This window comes from Cystobacter fuscus (genome assembly GCF_002305875.1).
In the GTDB taxonomy this organism is placed as follows: domain Bacteria; phylum Myxococcota; class Myxococcia; order Myxococcales; family Myxococcaceae; genus Cystobacter; species Cystobacter fuscus_A.
Map to the genome: position 1 here is coordinate 5840702 of NZ_CP022098.1, position 12879 is coordinate 5853580.

9 protein-coding genes are annotated in these 12879 nt (G+C 71.4%); 1 reads left to right on the plus strand and 8 read right to left on the minus strand.

The genetic code is table 11. The features are described 5' to 3' along the window. The first annotated feature begins 341 nt into the window (after nucleotides 1–341). A complete protein-coding gene (locus CYFUS_RS23780; protein ID WP_095987307.1) occupies nucleotides 342–947 on the plus strand; it encodes a Crp/Fnr family transcriptional regulator in 606 nt (201 codons plus the stop codon). Here CYFUS_RS23780 and CYFUS_RS23785 read toward each other — a convergent pair. From CYFUS_RS23785 to CYFUS_RS23820, 8 genes are all read right to left on the minus strand, one after another. Then, nucleotides 925–1590, minus strand: coding sequence for a DUF4386 domain-containing protein (locus CYFUS_RS23785; protein ID WP_095987308.1), 666 nt, complete (start codon nucleotides 1588–1590; stop codon nucleotides 925–927). The genes CYFUS_RS23780 and CYFUS_RS23785 overlap by 23 nt on opposite strands. Before the next feature lie 144 nt (nucleotides 1591–1734). After that, nucleotides 1735–7086 (minus strand): hypothetical protein, encoded by a 5352-nt coding sequence (locus tag CYFUS_RS23790; RefSeq protein WP_232537732.1) that lies wholly within the window; start codon nucleotides 7084–7086, stop codon nucleotides 1735–1737. Nucleotides 7087–7328: 242 nt separating this feature from the next. Next, the gene (locus CYFUS_RS23795) at nucleotides 7329–8240 is read right to left on the minus strand and encodes a TIGR01777 family oxidoreductase (protein ID WP_232537733.1); all 912 of its coding nucleotides are present in this window, start codon (nucleotides 8238–8240) and stop codon (nucleotides 7329–7331) included. 109 nt (nucleotides 8241–8349) lie between these two features. Continuing rightward, nucleotides 8350–9474 carry a sugar ABC transporter substrate-binding protein gene (locus tag CYFUS_RS23800; RefSeq protein ID WP_095987310.1) on the minus strand — a complete coding sequence of 375 codons (1125 nt, stop codon included), beginning with the start codon at nucleotides 9472–9474 and terminating at the stop codon, nucleotides 8350–8352. A gap of 47 nt (nucleotides 9475–9521) precedes the next feature. Then, nucleotides 9522–10064 (minus strand): thiol-disulfide oxidoreductase DCC family protein, encoded by a 543-nt coding sequence (locus CYFUS_RS23805; protein ID WP_095987311.1) that lies wholly within the window; start codon nucleotides 10062–10064, stop codon nucleotides 9522–9524. An 8-nt stretch (nucleotides 10065–10072) separates the two neighbouring features. Continuing rightward, entirely contained in the window at nucleotides 10073–10519 is a 447-nt protein-coding gene (locus CYFUS_RS23810; RefSeq protein WP_095987312.1) for a hypothetical protein, read from the minus strand. A 124-nt stretch (nucleotides 10520–10643) separates the two neighbouring features. Further along, nucleotides 10644–12089, minus strand: a complete 1446-nt coding sequence (locus tag CYFUS_RS23815; protein ID WP_095987313.1) for a serine/threonine-protein kinase — start codon at nucleotides 12087–12089, stop codon at nucleotides 10644–10646. Continuing rightward, entirely contained in the window at nucleotides 12086–12808 is a 723-nt protein-coding gene (locus tag CYFUS_RS23820; RefSeq protein WP_095987314.1) for an RNA polymerase sigma factor, read from the minus strand. The genes CYFUS_RS23815 and CYFUS_RS23820 overlap by 4 nt, the downstream gene beginning before the upstream one ends. Nucleotides 12809–12879: the final 71 nt, after the last annotated feature.

Sequence of the window (12879 nt, forward strand, 5' to 3'; positions counted from 1 at the left end):
TCCAAGCTGAACGCCATGTCATGAGTAGTGCTCTGCGTTCATCCATGAAGGACTCTCCCCGATACATCGTGATGCGAAAACACTAACGCGAGGGTCTGACATGGATAGCCCGTGAAACCGGAACAGGCAAACTGCCGGAGCACAGTCCAGACGGAGTCTTCCTGTGTCCCGGAATGATGCTCGGAGACCTTCCCGCGGCCTTCAACGAGCGATGCCCGCGACCCGTGGAACGGCAGGCACGGCACGCGCCCACTCACGTCCGGGTCCGTGAACCATCTTTTCGGGCCACGTCCGCCGATTCGATGGGATGATGGGGCTCTCGCCGGTCGCGCAGTGCTCTCATGAACCACAAGCTCGTCGACTACTTCCGCCGCATCTCTCCTCTGTCGGACGAGGAAGCCCAGGCCATCCTGGACAGCATGGTGGTGAAGACCTGTCCGAAAGGTACGCACCTGCTCATGGCGGGTCAGGTCAGCACCGAGGCCTACTTCGTCCTCCAGGGCTGCGTCCGCCAGTACTACGTCGTCGATGGTGAAGAGCGGAGCAACGGGTTCTTCACCGAGGACGAATGGGTCCTCTCGATTCACAGCATGATGAACCAGACCCCGGCGGATCACTTCCTGGTCTGCGCGGAAGACACCACGGTGGTGGTGGGCACCGAGCAACGCGAGGGGGACCTGTATCGACGCTTCCCTCGCTTCGAGAGCATCTCCCGGATGGTGATGCAGAAGGTCCTGGCGGAACAGCAGGAGCGGTTCGCTTCCTATCTCACCGATACCCCGGAGCAGCGCTACCTCAAGCTCTCGAAGACGCGGCCGGACATCCTCCAGCGGATTCCCCAGTACCAACTGGCCAGCTACATCGGTGTGAAGCCCGAGTCGCTGAGCCGGATCCGCAAGCGTATCGCCACGCGCGGCAAGCCGGCTACGCCGCGACGGAAGGCGTGACCGTCCGGAACCCCTTGGCGATGAGCCAGCCGCCGAGGAACAGCTCGAACAGGCCCCCGGGCCCGGAGAAGAGGGGGCCCCACGGCAGCCCGAAGAGCTCGAGCACGGCCCCCAGCGCCAGAAGCCCGTAGCCCACCGCGCCCACCAGCGGGAGCAACGAGGGAAGAAGCCGGGAGCGGTACAGCGACAGGCAGAACGCCACACTGCCGGCCCCCAGGATGATCATCGCGAGCTGGTACGCCCAGAAGTTCCCCTTCGAGAGAAGTGTGGACAGGGTCACCAGCTCCGGCGTCGTCTGCCCTCGCGCGGATTCTCCGAGCTGAAGGATGCACAGAAGGAACACCACCCCGACGATGAGGATCAGCGCCTCCATGATCCGCGTGCAGACGTACGCGAGGGCGATGCTCGGGCTCCGCTCGCGGAGGATCGGAAAGAACAGCACGCCAATCCCGACGACGGTGATGGAGTTCAACAGGAGCAGCAGCGCGCCCCCGACGAACGGCGTCCTCTGACCGACCACCATGGCCAGGTGCTCCGGCTCCTTCAGGACGGAGGTGACGAGCGCGGTGCCGATGCCGTAGGCGAAGAACGGAAGGAGAAAGAGAATTCCCAGGGAGCGGGTGTGAAGGCGGGTGGTGTTCATCGCGAGGGCTCCAGAACGTTCAGCGACGTTGTGGCCGCGTAGAGTAGGGGGGGGCGCCCTTGTCCGCATTGACGAGGGTTAATAAACCGGGCGGGTGTGAGCGCGGGTCCGACTCCGTCGGGTGTCAGGGCTCCAGGCGCGCGCCTACCCCTCCCAGGTGGCCATCATCGCGCGCACCCGTTCGTAGCGCTCGAGCAGCTCGGCGCGCTTCGCGGTGAAGAGCACCATGAAGCCCACCACGCCCACGCCCAGCAGCGACAGGAAGGCGGCGCCCAGGCGGTGCTCCTGGATGCCGAAGCGCGCCAGGTTGGCCACGACGCACGTCACCATGAAGGCGCTGCCCAGGTACACGTAGGAGCGGATGCGCAGCGCCATGCCGGCCGCCACGCCCACCACGCACAGCGCCACGCACCCCAGCATGGCCCGGCCGTCCTGGAACAGCAGCGGCTTCCACGCCCCGGCCACGTAGACGAGGGTGACGGCCAGCGCGCGCAGCTTCACCCGCGTGTCGGGCTCGAGCGCGTCGTGGAAGACGCGCAGCAGCACCAGCAGGGACAGGCCCGCGGGGATGACGTAGTACTGCGGCTCTCCCGACCCCGTGCCCAGCCAGACGAAGAAGAGCGCCGTGTTGAAGGCACCCGCCGACACCAGCGAGCCCATGCCCCGCTGCGAGGGCTGGGCCGCCAGCGCCGCGAAGTGCGCCGCGTAGCCCACCAGCAGGGCCGCCACGGCCAGGGGCTTGCTCCACGGCGCGGCGAGCAGACCCGCGAGCGGGAAGAGGTAGGCCCCCCACAGCGCGGGCCGGCGGAAGGCGGGCAGCCCCGCCCCCTCGCGCTGGACGAAGACATGCAGTCCGGAGAAGAGCACGCCGCCCACCAGCGCCGCGAGACTGTCCGCCGTGCCCAGCCCCGAGGCCAGCGCGTGCAGCCGCACCGCCAGATAGCCCAGCACCAGCGTCCCCTGCGCGAGGAAGGCCGAGCCCTCGTCCCGCTCGCGCACACCCCGGCGCACGAGCGCGAAGAAGAGCACCGTCAGACACACGCAGTCGACGAGGGCCTCACGCACCACTCCGGCGGCCCCGGGCACCAGCACCAGCCCGGCCAGCACCTCCGCCAGGGCCACCCCCGCGAAGGCATGCCCCACCCGCCGACGCACGGACGCGCCCGCCACGGAGAGCACCAGCGTGGCCAGCAGCGCGCTGATCGCCCCGAAGTAGGGGAGGAGGAAGGCCGCCCCCCGGCCCGTGGAGTAGATGGCACCCACGTGCACGAGCAGTCCGTGCGCCACCAGCAACGAGGCCCACCAGCCCATCGCCTCGCGCTCGCGGCGCCGGTACACCACCGTCCACGCCACGCCCAGGCTCGCGACCAGACACACCGCGATGCCCGGATGCGTGAGGCTCCGCAGCCCGAGGAAGGACAGCAGTGACAGCACCCATCCGGAGTGATGGAGGGCCGCCCCCACGTCCGCGCCGCGTCCCTCCACCCATGTGCCCACCAGGCACAGCACCAGGCCCGTGACGGCCACCACTGCGGGAGACCAGAGCGGCGGCACCGCCGCGAGGATCACCCCGGCCAGCAGCGCCGTGGCCAGGTTCGCCATGACGCGCTCACGCGTCACCATGAGCACCAGCGCGGCGAGCCCCGCGAGCGCCGCCACCGGCAACGGCAGTGCCCCTGGTCCCTCGTCCAGCAGGTGCTGCGACAGGGGCACGAGCGTGGCGAGCGACCCCGCGGCCCACAGCGGCTCGCTCCACGTGCCGGGCAGCCCCGGGGACAGCCGCTCGCTCCACCGCGAGAGCGAGCGCTGGAGGCGCCCCACCTGGCAGAGCGCGGAGAGCACCGCCGCGCCGAGCCCCACCCCGGCGAAGGCCAGCGCGGCCTCCGTCGTCCAGACCAGGAAGCCGTGCTCGGGCGTCTGGCCCAGCGAGGCGCTGGCGAGCGTGAGCAGCGAGGCGGTCAGCAGGTAGGCGCGGGACAGCAGGAAGGCACTCACGCCCAACACACCGGCCAGCAGGAGGAGCGACCCGGGCGTCGGCGTCCGCGCCACGTTCGTCCACACCGCGAGGCCGAGCGCCCCCATCACGGTCACGAGCCGCAGGCGCGGGTCCGGGGGCGAGCGGAACAGGGACCACAGCCGCGCGGGGACATGGTGCGTGAGGAAGCCGAGCCCCAGCAGCAGGAGGATGGCGCCGGGATGGAGCGACAGGTGCGCCGCCAGCACCGCCACGCCGACCCCCACGCGCACCGAGGGCATCGGCCCGGGCAGCAGGACGAGCGAGGCCACCAGCGGCACGAAGGACCACTCGGGCGAGCCGCCTACCGTCATCGCCACGCCCACGCCCCCCAGCGCGAACTGCATCCACCATGAGAACTCCCGAACGGGCGGCTCCTCGTCTCCCCCCAGCACCAGCCGGCGGATGGCCTGCTTGTGCTCCACGGCCCGCACCACCGCGAGCGCGACCAGGGGCAGCAGGTAGATGCCGGGCCGGAGCCGCGTGGACTCGATTCCGAGCACGAGGACGTACAGCGGCGCGAGGGACGCGAAGAAGGGCTGGCGGTTGGCCCGTGTCCACGCCAGCGGCAGCACCATGGCGCCCACGAGGACGACGGGCGTCGCGAGGCCCTTCGACACGCCACAGGCCGCGAGCAGGAAGGGCATCGCGCACAGGCTCGCCACGAGCGCGAAGCGGCGCTCACCGGTGAGCACCCGGAAGGTCCTGGGGTGCGACTCGAGCAGCGCGAGCCCGCTGAACAGGGTGGCCATGGCCAGCGTGCGCGGGGCATCCAGGTGAATGCCCAGCGACAGGCCCGCCCAGAAGGAGGCGGCGAGGAGGCTGACGGTGGGGTGCAGCACCCGCGCGGTGAGGAGGGCCGCGAGCGCCGCGCCGAGCATCAGGGCATACGACTGCCGTCCCGCGGCCGAGAGCACCACCAGCATGGGGAAGACGAGCGCCACGAGCCCCGCGGTGAGGGTATTCGAGTTGCGGCCCCAGCGCGCGGCGGCCACCGAGGCCCCCAACGACCAGAGGACGAGCAGCGCCATGGACAGCGAGGGCGTCATCCACGGCCAGACGGAGAAGGCGGCCACACGCGGCAGGAGGGCGATGCCCGCGAGGACGACGGCGATCGGCCCCACCTCGGGGGTGACACGCGAGGCCACGGCCACGGCGGCGGCGGCCAGGAGCACGATGACGCCGAGCCAGGGAATCAGGAGGCTCGAGCCCCAGACGAACGCCAGGAGGGCATACGCCACGCCGGCCAGGCCCACATGGCGCACGAGGCCCCCACGCCCTCCCAGGAAGGCGAGGCCCAGGCCGGACACGGCGAGCGCCAGGGGCACCCACGAGGGGTCCACGAAGTCCGCGAGCCGGGGCACCAGGGCGGTGGCGGTCGCGGTCGCGATGGCGAACAGGACGGGGTGGGCGAGGTTCCACGCCACGAGGAGCGCGGCGGCCCCCGCCAGGGCCATGCCCCCGAGGGCGGCCACGGAGTTGCCCGCGGACAGGCTGGAGGTGAAGCCAGCGAGGGACAGCCAGCCCGCCGCCGCGCTGAAGGCGGCGAGGGTGGGGCCGGTGCGTCCCCGCGCGAGCCCGGCGAAGCCGAGCGCCACCGCGCCACAGAGCAGCGAGACCGTCCCGGCGCCGAAGAGCAGGCCGGCGGAGAGGGTGAGGAAGAAGGTCAGCGCGGAACCGACGATGGAGAGGTAGGGCCGCTCGAAGCGCAGGCCGTTGACCACGCACAGGGTCATGAGGCCGAGCGTGGTCCAGAAGGCCGGGCGCTGATCCGGGCCCGCGTGCCCGAGGAGGACGAACACGAGGCTGGCGACGGCGGTGGAGCGCAGGAGCACCTCGGTGCGGGCTTCGTCCAGGGCGGAGGAGGTCCGCCGGGCGCGCGCCTGCAACCAGGCGGCGAGGAGCACCCCGGCGAGGACGAAGGGTACGGCGGAGGTGGCGCCGTAGTTGAACGGCAGCTTGCCGGAGGCGGCGTAGCCGAGGCGGGCCTTGAGGGCCTCGATGAGCGCCTTCACCATGCCGGGGATGAGCTGACTGGAGGAGGTATAGGAGAGGTAGGCGCCCGCGTAGGCGGCGTAGAGCCAGCGCACGCGGAGCCCCTCGCCCCGCCCGAGCCCGAGCACGTTCCAGGTGAAGATGGCGGTGGTGAGGAAGAAGGCGGGGGGCTTGCCGGTGGCCGCGAGCGCGAGACAGCCCGCCTGGAGCGCGACGGCGCCCACGGTGAGCGCATCGGCGGCCTTCTCCGGCGGGAAGGGACGCAGGCGCAGGGCGGCGACGAGCAGGAGGGCGAGGAGCGGCGCGTAGCTGCCGAGCGCGGGCGGAATGCCGACGAAGCGCAGGGCCAGGTGCAGACGCACGAAGTAGAGGGCCAGCAGGTAGAGGGGCGCGGCCAGGGCGAAGGCGATGGCCGGGCCGCTCCGGGGCTCGGGGATGCGCTGCCGGGCGAGGGCGAAGAAGAGGACACACGGCAGCACGTCGAGCCAGAAGGCGGCGTCGCCGAGGTGGGCGAAGAGGGGCGCGCAGCCCATCATGAAGGTGGTGCCCATCAGCGCGAGCTGGACGAAGGGGCGCGAGGGGGCGTCGAAGGACTCGGCGGGCTTGCGCGCGAGCACGGCGGCGCCGACGGACCAGCCCAGCAGCAGCGGGAGGAGGAGCGCGAGGGGGATGCCCTCGAGCTCGAGTCGGGCGACGGGACCGAGTGCGATGCCGGCGAAGGGAGCGACGGCGGCCCCGATGAGCCCGAGGATGCGCCCGGCGCCGACGAGGGCCTCGCGGCGGGCGAGCAGGGAGCCGCAGATGGAGAAGGCGGCGGAGTAGCCCGCGGTCATGCCGAAGACGACGAGCGAGCGCGAGAAGGAGGTGAGCCCGGCCCAACTATCGAAGGCGAGGTAGAGCGAGCCGGCGACGATGAGGAAGGCGCCGATGAACCAGCCGATGCTCTCGTAGAGGAAGGGCTTCCAGAGGGTGTCCCAGGTGGAGACCTCCTCGACGAGCCGCGCGGTGGCGGTGCGGGGGGCGGGCGCGTCGAAGAGAGGCTCGGTGACGAGGGGAGGCAGCGGCAGGGGCGTCTCGTCCTGCTGTGCGTCCTCCTGCTCCGCCTCGTGCGTCTCCTCGCGCGTGGACTCCTCGGAGGAGAAGCGCTCCGGGGAGGGAGCCGGGGCGGCATCCCAACCACCGCCCCGGGGCTCGGAGGGGACGGGCTCGGAGACGGCCTGCGCGGCGGGCGGTTCGGCGACCCCAGCGGGCTCGACGGTGGGTGCCGGGGCCACGACCTCGGGAGCGGCGACAGGTGCGGGAGACTCGGCGGCGGCCGCGTCGGGGATGACGCCGAGGAGGATGCGCACCTGCCGCTCGTAGCGCTGGGTCAGGTAGTTGCGCGCGCCCTTGGGGACGGACGAGGCGTCCCAATGGGGGAGTTCCTCGAGGAGGAACCGGACGTGGGCCAGCTCTTGCTGAAGAGCCTCACGGGAGCGCGAGGTCATGGGCTTGCCGCACGCGGCGCAGAACTGACCTCCAAGCCGCTCCTGGCGACAGGACGAGCAATACATGGTGGGACGACCCCTCTACAACGGTCGTGCCGGGCGGAAGCGCCCCGGGAAACGGGAACCTGACGTGGGGGGGGAGCCACCGAAACGACACAGAGCCCCCCATGCGCGTGCAGCCTACTTCACAAGTGTGAAGCGACGCATGCACTCCCCCTGCGCCGCATCCGCCCGCGCAAGCTCTAGCCGAGGATATCCGCCAGGGCCTCGTGGAGATTCGTGTGGCGGAAGGTGAAGCCCTCGGCCATCAGCCGCTGGGGGATGCCGCGTCGCCCGCTCAGGGCCAGCTCCGCCTCCGTGCCCATCAACCGCGCGCCCACGCGCACCGCCCACGCGGGCACGGACGGGCTCCAGGGGCGGTGCAGCACCCGGCGCAACGTGCGCATGAACTCCGCGTTCGTCACGGGCGAGGGCCCGGTCGCGTTGTACACGCCCGCCATGAACGGGTCCTCGATGGCCCGGAGGAAGAGGGCGTTGAGGTCAGCGATGTGCAGCCAGCTGATGTACTGCTCGCCGCTGCCCACCGCGCCGCCGAGCCCCCAGCGTGTCAGCCTCGCGAGCTTGTCGAGCGCGCCCCCATCCCGTCCCAGCGCGAAGCCGATGCGCAGCAGCACCTGGCGTGTGCCAGGCGAGCGCTGCTCGGCGAAGGCCGCTTCCCACTGGCGGCACACGTCCACGGAGAAGCCCTCGCCCGGCGGTGAGCGCTCGTCGCGCACGGCGTCGCCCGAGTTGCCCAGGATGGCGAGCGAGGCGGCTTGAACCCAGACACCCGGAGGCGTGGCGCACCGGCGGATGGCCTCGCCCAGCACGCGCACCGAGTCGAGCCGCGAGGAGAGGATTTCGCGCCGGTTCTCCGGCGTGTAGCGGCAGTCCACGCTGCGGCCCGCGAGGTTGACCACTGCCATGGCGCCCTCGAGTCGCGCGCACCAGTCCCCCAGGGTCCGGCCGTCCCAGGCCACCTCGCGAACCGAGCCCGGCGCGGGGGAGCGGGTGAGGATGATGGCCTCGTCACCCCTCGCCTCCAGCTCCCGCGCGAGTGAACGGCCGAGAAAACCGCTGCCTCCCGCGAGCACCACCTTCCGCGTCGCTCCCATGACCATCCTCTCGTTCACGCGCTTCGTTGTCAGGGAGTACCGGGAAGGGGGCTCGCGGTTGCGGGGGGGATTTGCCGAGAGGGGGGCTATAGCGTGAGCGCGCGATGGCTCAGGGAGTGAGCTGCGCGCTGGCGCAGGCGCTCGCGTACGCGCCCTCGCACAGCTGCGCGGCCGTCCAGAACTTGTCGGCGAGCACCGTGCTCTTCACGTTCTCCTTGGTGACGGCCACGGGGGTCAGCAGGATGGAGGGCACGTCCTTGGTGCCGTTGTTCACCTTGCCGTTGATGCGCTCGGCCGGCGGCTTCTCGCCGCGCAGCAGCGCCACGGCCACCTCGGCGGCGATCCCCGCCTCGAGCTTGATGGCCAGGTAGACCGTCATGTACTGCTCGCCCGTGAGGATGCGCTGGACGGCCGTCAGCTCCGCGTCCTGGCCCGTCACGGGGGGCAGGGGATCGATGCCCGCGGCCTTCATCGCCGCGATGGCGCCACCGGCCATGCCGTCGTTGGCCGAGTACACGCCGATGATCTTGTCCTTGCCGAGCCGGGTGATGGCCTGCTCCATCTCCTGCTGGGCCTTGTCGGGGCTCCAGTCCGGGGTGTCGTACTCGGCGCCCACCGTGAGCCCGCTGCCATCGATGATGCTGTGGGCGCCGGACTTGTAGAACCGGGAGCTGTCGTCGGTGGGCGCGCCGTGGAGCATCACGATGCTGCCCTGCGTCTTGCCGTCCGCCTTGAGCTTGTCCACCAGGGCCTGGCCCTGCAGCCTGCCCACCTGCTCGTTGTCGAAGGAGATGTAGTAGTCCACGTCCGCGTTGAGGATGAGGCGCTCGTAGCTGAGCACCGCCACCTTCGACTGGCGGGCGCGCGCGACGATGGCCGCCGCGGCGCCGGAGTCCACGGGATCCAGCACGAGCACCTTGGCGCCGTTGACCAGGGCGGCTTCGGCCTGGTCCTGCTGCTTGGAGACGCTCTGGTCGGCGTTGCTGTAGAGCACCTCGCAGTCCGCGCACAGCTCCTTCACGCGGCGCTCGAAGTGCGGCCGATCATGGCTCTCGTAGCGCGCCGTCTTGGACTCCGGCAGCAACAGGGCGATCTTCCCGCCCGAGGGGGCCTTGGCCGGGGCCGTGGCGCCTGGAGCCTCGGGCTGATCGCGCTTGCATCCGGGAGCCGCGAGCAGCAGTGCGGCGAGCAGGCCCGCGGTGCGGCGGGCGGGCAGGGGGGAGATTGGGCTCATGCGTGGGTCTCTTGGAGTGGGGGTAAACCGGTCGCTCCGCCCGGAGGTTATCCCCGCGCCACGACCTCCGCGAGGCAATGCGGGCAGAGCTCGCGGCCCCTCACCCTGGGTTGGCCGCAGCCGCCGCATCGCTCCAGCGACGGCAGGCGGCAGGCCGCGTCGTCCGGGCCGCATCTGGGCGCATCCGGTGGCCCCGCCTCGCGCACCAGGTGCTGGTGCACCGCCTCGTCCTCCAGGTGCAGCCAGCCGGACAACCTCCGGCGGTTGCTGGAGAGCAGCTCGAAGGCGTTGCGCGCCAGCGGCATCAGAGTGGGGCTCGACAGCCGCAGTGCCCACTCCCGGTAGTCCTCCAACGCCCAGAGCACCATCAGCCAGGCCTGGGTGTCCCGGTAGACGCCCCCCTCGTCATCCACCACGAGCAGCTCCTCCCGGCTGCCAGAGCGCCGCAGCTCGGGAAAGCGCCGCGCCGCCTCCTGGCCTCCCGAGGCGAGGCACTCGAGCGCGACCCACGTGGACTGCTCCTCCAACCACCGCGCGCAGCTCACACAGAAGCCACATGTCTCGTCATACAGCACGCAGAGGGCTCGCATGGCTCACCTCACGTGGCCTTCGCGGTGGCCGGCAGCTTGGTGTACTCGCGCGGCGCCACGGGGGGCGGCATCTGGCGCACCATGGCCGAGCGGCGGATGCGGTTGAAGACGTACAGGTTGAAGAAGTGCATGCCGCCGAGCATCACCAGCACCTTGCCGATCTTGGCGCAGACCAGCTCGATGATCTCCTGCAGCGTCCAGATGGTCTGGTGCTCCTTGAGCGCCAGGGCCACGAAGCCGATGTTCATCAGGTAGAAGCCCACCACCAGCAGGTGGTTGACGGAGTCCGCCAGCACCTCCTTGCCCAGGAAGGCCTCATGCAGAAAGGGCGCGCCGTTGCGCTGCAGCGTGCGCGCCACCCAGATGGTCAGCGTGATGCTCACGAGCAGGTAGACCAGGTAGGCCGCCACCATGAACTGGCTCGACACGGCTCCCGGGGTGATGTTCGTCTCCATGGCTTCTCTCCCTCGGGGAAGCGCGGACACCCGGGGCTTCAGTGCCCTCGTAGTGGGGTGCCGCTCTTCCCTTTCGCGGGGAAATACCGGGAGGGAGATTCGCGGTTGCGGGGTGCCTTTTATTTCAGGGCCGCCAGGCGTGGAGCTGGAGGCCCAGCTCGATGGCCGGTGGGAGGAGCATCAGGACCACCCCCCACCACAGCCGGGGCTCGCGGGAGAGTGCCCGCTGGCGCCGCCAGGCCTCCAAGACGGCGACACAGAGCAGGTAGAGCGTCCCCAATTCCAGCAGCCCTCCAATCAGCGGCATGAAGTGGGGCAAGGACAGGCCCGCCGACCACGCGAGCCCCAGGTGCAGCGCGAACAATGTCGAGTTCACACTGGCCACCCCCAGGAAGACGCGCGCCTCGCGCAGGGGAAGCTCCGGGGTGGGGGCATCCAGGCCCTCCTGGCGCCAGTGCCGACGCAGCAGGCCATACGCCGCGAGCGCCACCGCCAGCCCCGCCACCGCCCCGAGGATGGGGCCCGTCTCGAAGCGCGCCTTCGTCACCCACCGGCCGTCCGCGAGCCGCGCCACGGGCTGCATGGTGAGCAGATCCATCTGCTCGGGCGCCAACACCCGCGGCGTCACCGAGACGACGAGCGCCCAGAGCACCAGCGCGCACGCCACCGCCTGGAGCACCGCCACCGTGCGCAACCAGACGGCCTCGTCCGGGGGCAGGGCCGCCTCCGCCGCGCCGTCAGCCAGGCGCCGCAAGTCCAACCCCAGGGCGTGGGCACTGGCGTAGCGCCGCGCGGGATCCAACGCCACCGCGCGCCGCACCATCGTCCCGAGCGCCCCCGTCAGGGTGGGCGAGCCCGCCGTCAGCGGCCGGCCCGTCACCATCTCGTGCAGCAGCACGCCCACCGCGTACACGTCCATGCGCGGATCCGGCGCGGCCCCGGCGAGTGCCTCCGGGGCCATGTACTCGGGGGTGCCCACGACGGTGTGCACGGCGGTGAGGGTGTCGCGGCGGCCCTCCGAGCGCACGATGCGGGCGATGCCGAAGTCCGTCACCTTCACCCGCCCCTCCTCGTCCACGAGGATGTTGGCGGGCTTGATGTCCCGGTGCACCACGCCGCGCGCGTGCGCGTAGGCCAGCGCGTCGCACACCTGGAGCGCCACGCGCACGGCCTCCGTGGGAGGCAGGGGCAAGAGCTCCGACAGGCCACGGCCCTCCACCAGCTCCATCACCAGGTAGCGCTCGCCTTCCTCTTCTCCGAAGTCATGCACCCGGACGATGTGGGGGTGATCCAACAGCGCCAGGGCCCGCGCCTCGCGGGCGAAGCGGGCCTGGGCCTCGGGGCTGGAGGCTGCCTCCCCGGTGAGGAACTTCACCGCCACCGGCCGATCCAGGCGCACGTGCCTCGCCCGGAAGACCTGGCCCATGCCCCCGCGCCCGATCTCCTCTTCCAGCTCCAGCGCGCCAATGCGCTCCGGGCCCGCCCCATCCTCGCCCAGCAGGCAGCTGGCGCAGACCGCCAGGCGCCCCTCGTCCACCGAGGCACCGCAGCGTGGACACGTCTCGCTCATCGCTTCAGCACCCGGAGCAACTCGGCGAGCTCGGCCTCCGCCTCCTCGGGCGCGTCCACCGTGTCCGCCACTTCCTCGCGCACCAGCTCCCGGTAGCGCACTCGCGCCCGGTGGAGGAACGTCTTGAGCTGCGGCAGGGACATGCCGTGCGCCTGCGCCGCGTCGCGGTAGCTCGGCGGCTCGCCGGGACGGAAGAACTGGAGCACCAGGGTGAAGGGGCCCTTGCGCTCGCCTCCCTCGTACTCCGCCCGGAGCCGCTCCAGGGCTCGCTCCATGACGCTCGAGGCCCACTCCCGCTCGAAGGCCTCGTCCGGACCCTGCGCGTCCTGGGAGGCGATGCGCTCGGCCAGCTCGAAGTCCAGGGGCAGCGCGGCCATCCCACCGCCCCGCCGGGCGGCGCTCTCGCGCTCGTGCCGGTGGGACAGGTGGTTGCGCGCCGCCGTCAGCAGGTAGCCGCGCAGCCGGCCCTTCTCGGGGTTGAGCCGCTCGAGGAAGCCGTGCTCCAACAGCCGCAGGAGCAGCCCCTGCACCGCGTCGCGCGCGGCCTCGGCGTCCAGGCCCTGGCGGCGCATGTAGACGTAGAGCGGGCGCCAGTAGGTGCCCAGCAGCGACTCGAGCGCCGCGCGGCGCGCCTCCGGCGAAGCCCGTGCCGAGCGGATGAGGGTCCAGCGCGTGGGAGGAAAGAGCCCAGGCCCCGCGTCTCGTGCGTCCGCGCCCATGGAACGGGTTCTAGCCCAACTCCGTCATCTTCGCCGCGAACGCGCTTGGCCGCATGTTCACCCGCATGCCG

Bases quoted from the DNA above. Each gene is read 5' to 3' on its own strand.
- CYFUS_RS23780 (WP_095987307.1), top strand. From the start codon at position 342: ATGAACCACAAGCTCGTCGACTACTTCCGCCGCATCTCTCCTCTGTCG.
- CYFUS_RS23785 (WP_095987308.1), bottom strand. From the start codon at position 1,590: ATGAACACCACCCGCCTTCACACCCGCTCCCTGGGAATTCTCTTTCTC.
- CYFUS_RS23790 (WP_232537732.1), bottom strand. From the start codon at position 7,086: ATGACCTCGCGCTCCCGTGAGGCTCTTCAGCAAGAGCTGGCCCACGTC.
- CYFUS_RS23795 (WP_232537733.1), bottom strand. From the start codon at position 8,240: ATGGGAGCGACGCGGAAGGTGGTGCTCGCGGGAGGCAGCGGTTTTCTC.
- CYFUS_RS23800 (WP_095987310.1), bottom strand. From the start codon at position 9,474: ATGAGCCCAATCTCCCCCCTGCCCGCCCGCCGCACCGCGGGCCTGCTC.
- CYFUS_RS23805 (WP_095987311.1), bottom strand. From the start codon at position 10,064: ATGCGAGCCCTCTGCGTGCTGTATGACGAGACATGTGGCTTCTGTGTG.
- CYFUS_RS23810 (WP_095987312.1), bottom strand. From the start codon at position 10,519: ATGGAGACGAACATCACCCCGGGAGCCGTGTCGAGCCAGTTCATGGTG.
- CYFUS_RS23815 (WP_095987313.1), bottom strand. From the start codon at position 12,089: ATGAGCGAGACGTGTCCACGCTGCGGTGCCTCGGTGGACGAGGGGCGC.
- CYFUS_RS23820 (WP_095987314.1), bottom strand. From the start codon at position 12,808: ATGGGCGCGGACGCACGAGACGCGGGGCCTGGGCTCTTTCCTCCCACG.